A 1,352-nucleotide genomic window follows, 5' to 3' on the forward strand; every position below is an offset into this window, starting at 1 on the left:
CAATATCAAGGGCGCAAGTCGCTCGGCCGCCATCGGATCCTCCGTCGCTGTTGCAGCCTCCAGTCTGCCACAGCGGCGCGAATCTAACGCAAATCTACAATTGCGAACTTGTGACTCGGGACACTAGGAGATCACGCCTTGCTCACGCATCCGACCCTCGATCAACTCCACGCGCTCGGCCTTCATGGCATGGCCAAGGCCTTTGCCGACATCGAAGCCGGCGGCGATGCCGCAAGCCTCGGCCATGCCGAATGGCTCGCACTGCTGCTCGAACGCGAAGCCTCGCTGCGACGCGACAAGCGGCTATCGAAGCGGCTGCAATACGCCAAGCTGCGCCAGCAGGCTTGCGTCGAGGACATCGACTATCGCACCCCGCGCGGCGTCGACCGCAGCCTCCTGACGATGCTGGTCGAAGGCCAATGGATCGACGACCACGCCAACCTGCTGATCTGCGGGCCCTCCGGCGTCGGCAAGAGCTGGCTCGCCTCGGCGCTCGGCAACAAGACCTGCCGCGACAATCGCTCCGTGCTCTATCAGCGTGTCCCGCGGCTGTTCACCGATCTCGCTTTGGCGCGCGGCGACGGCCGCCACCCGCGGCTCCTGCGGGCGCTCGGCCGCATCGATCTGCTCATCCTCGACGACTGGGGCCTCGAGCCGCTCCACGCCGCAGCCCGCCACGACCTCCTCGAGATCCTCGAGGACCGCTACGGCCGCCGCTCCACCACCGTCACCAGCCAGCTCCCCGTCGATCAATGGCACGCGCTGATCGGCGATCCCACCTACGCCGATGCCGTCCTCGACCGCCTGGTCCACAACGCCCACCGGATCGATCTCAACGGCGAGAGCCTGCGGCGAACCCGCAAACCCGATCGAAAGGCCTGAGCCAGTGGCGCTGTGGACATGCCGCTGCGCTTGGACAACGCAAAGAGCGTTGCCCACATGCCCACAGCAGACCAACAGCAGACGAAGAAGGGCCTCAAGCCGCGATTCAAGGTTGACCCCGCGGCTTCACCGATGCCAGAAACCAAACAGCCAGAACGCCTCGCGCCCCGGGCGAGATCAAATCGGTACACCCGGGCGAGATCATCGGAATCCGCACCCTCCTGATCAGGCCGTTTATGATCAGCCAAACCTCCCAGGCCGCATTGCTCAGCACCAAACGATCCCCCAAGGCTTCCAAAACGAGACTTAGTCCGATTTGCGACATTACGTTCGAACATGACCTTGTCGGTTTGGTACACTTCCTTGAAAAATTATCCCTTACTGATCAAGCTGTCGCGGTTGGCACAGGATTTGAACAGAGAGGTCCATCTACCGCAGCCGCCACGAAGCGGCGGCTACGCTAACGCTTC

1 protein-coding gene is annotated in these 1,352 nt (G+C 63.2%); it reads left to right on the forward strand.

Annotation, left to right across the window (positions count from 1 at the left end):
* Window positions 1–138: 138 nt before the first annotated feature.
* Window positions 139–882, forward strand: coding sequence for an IS21-like element helper ATPase IstB (gene istB / locus I6F21_RS37495; RefSeq protein WP_225184354.1), 744 nt, complete (start codon window positions 139–141; stop codon window positions 880–882).
* Window positions 883–1,352 lie beyond the last annotated feature (470 nt).

The sequence above is a fragment of the Bradyrhizobium sp. NBAIM03 genome (genome assembly GCF_020194055.1).
In the GTDB taxonomy this organism is placed as follows: Bacteria; Pseudomonadota; Alphaproteobacteria; order Rhizobiales; family Xanthobacteraceae; genus Bradyrhizobium; species Bradyrhizobium yuanmingense.